2 protein-coding genes are annotated in these 1,907 nt (G+C 45.8%); both read right to left on the reverse strand.

Annotated features, from left to right (window positions below; genetic code table 11):
- Window positions 1-773: 773 nt before the first annotated feature.
- Complete coding sequence (locus ACI4N7_RS04945; RefSeq protein ID WP_439732256.1) at window positions 774-1,037, reverse strand: hypothetical protein; 264 nt, start codon at window positions 1,035-1,037, stop codon at window positions 774-776.
- A 120-nt stretch (window positions 1,038-1,157) separates the two neighbouring features.
- The gene (locus ACI4N7_RS04950; RefSeq protein WP_439732257.1) at window positions 1,158-1,736 is read right to left on the reverse strand and encodes a recombinase family protein; all 579 of its coding nucleotides are present in this window, start codon (window positions 1,734-1,736) and stop codon (window positions 1,158-1,160) included.
- Window positions 1,737-1,907: the final 171 nt, after the last annotated feature.

Below are 1,907 nucleotides of genomic sequence, written 5' to 3' on the forward strand. Positions count from 1 at the left end.
CAGGAAATCACCACAATTCATCTCTGCGGAACATGGCGTTAAGGAAACAGCGGCTGACCAGGCACGGAATCAGGACGGGCCGTGATGAGGGAGCGAGCTTCTTTCTGGAAATGGCGGTGCAGGATCGGAAGCAGAGTAAAGGATAATGCCTGTCCGGTCTGCCGTAGGGCTGACGGGACAGGCATTCTTTTTGTGGTGACTGAAGGAAGGGTAAGTGGGTGGGGTGTTCCCATCGGTTTTCTTTTAAGGTTTCTGCCAGGCCGTATCATGAATTACTCCCAAAGCTTCTGAAGGATGATTCTCTGAAGCATGGCAGTGGTGCTATGCACCATGGCAGACAGGTGGAAAGCACCAGCCCAGATAGGTAAAAAGTACCTGTGCGGTATAAGTTTCATTCTTGATATTATTTAAGATTAAATATGAAAAGATTATAAAAATGCGCTGTCTGTTCCAGCAGAAAGAAAGCGTAGACGAACACGCCACGGACGATGGAATGACTGAAACGCCGCTATGTATACACTGCGATTGCATTCTACAGTACATGGAAAAAGAGAAAGCGGCGATTCAGTCATGGAATCAGGACGGGGCGTGAGAGACGGAGCGTCTTTCTGCTGGGACGGGCAGGGCACGGATTGAAAGAGAAGAATCAATGAAAAATTCCTATCCGGTCTGCTGGTGTCCAGCGGACGGGATAGGAATATGTTTGAGGGGTGATTGTAGACACGGGGTGGGGTGTTTTATGGGCTTTCCTTCAAGGTTTTCGCCAGGTATTTTTACTGCGTTCGTTTGTGCATGAACAGCACGATTTTCACGACTATGAAAACGAATGCCGCTATGAATGCACATTCTTCAGGGGGAAGGAATCTTGTAAGGATGAAGAACACGCCGATTGCCAGTCCGAATGCCAGCATGATTTGACAGATAAAAATGATGATGGCACAGGCCAGGCCCAGGACGAAATAAGCACCTATGAAAGAAATGATGGTATCTCCGGCATTAGTCCAGATCCATGAAAGAACGTGGGTGAGCGTTTCCATAATTTTCTCCTTTACCTGCGTTGCGCCTGAAGGGTTTATCAAGTATAATAAACATGGTGTTCATCTTGTCCTTTTCAGGATTTGATGAAGAAAGAAGCTGCTTGTGGTGAGTGGCTTCTTTTATTTTTCTTTTTTCTGCTCTTCTTCCAGTTCTCGAATGAATCGGTAAAGGATGGGCATACTGCATTTACATCGTTTGGCAAGTTCCTTCTTTGTTTTGATTCGCCTGGTCATGTAGAGTTCATAGAGGTCTTTAAAGTTCTCCGGCGCTTCCATGGATATCCGGCCCCTGTACCGGCCTTTTGCTTTGGCAATGGCCACTCCTTCTCTCTGCCGCTCCAGGATCAATTCTCTTTCAAAAGTAGCAATGGCCCCTATCATGGTGATCATCATTTTCCCGGTCGGGGTGGTAGAATCCAGGTTTTCTTTCTGACTGACGATTTTTATATTTTTCTTTTCCAGTTCATCAATGATGTTCAGAAGGTCTATGGTGTTCCTGGCCAGGCGGCTGAAGGATTCTACATAAATGGTGTCACCTTCACGGGCGAAGGAAAGCATGGACTGAAGAACAGGTCTTTCCGTGTTCTTTCCTGACGCTTTTTCTTCAAACCATTTTTCTATATGGTATTTTTTGAGGTCTTCATATTGACGCTCCGGGTTTTGGTCTGCGGTTGAGACACGGACATAGGCAATGTTCATTGTGCTTTCCACCTCGTTTTATGGTATAATAGTGGCAACGAGATAGCCGTTTATATTATCCTTGCAACGGGAACGGCTTCCTCTCACATATTTTTAGTATGAAGAAAGCCTTCCGAAGCCTTGGTAGGCTTTTTTCATGTGCTAATTACTTAGACATGATTGTGGCAACTA

The organism is Dialister sp. (assembly GCF_051885895.1).
GTDB lineage: Bacteria > Bacillota > Negativicutes > Veillonellales > Dialisteraceae > Dialister.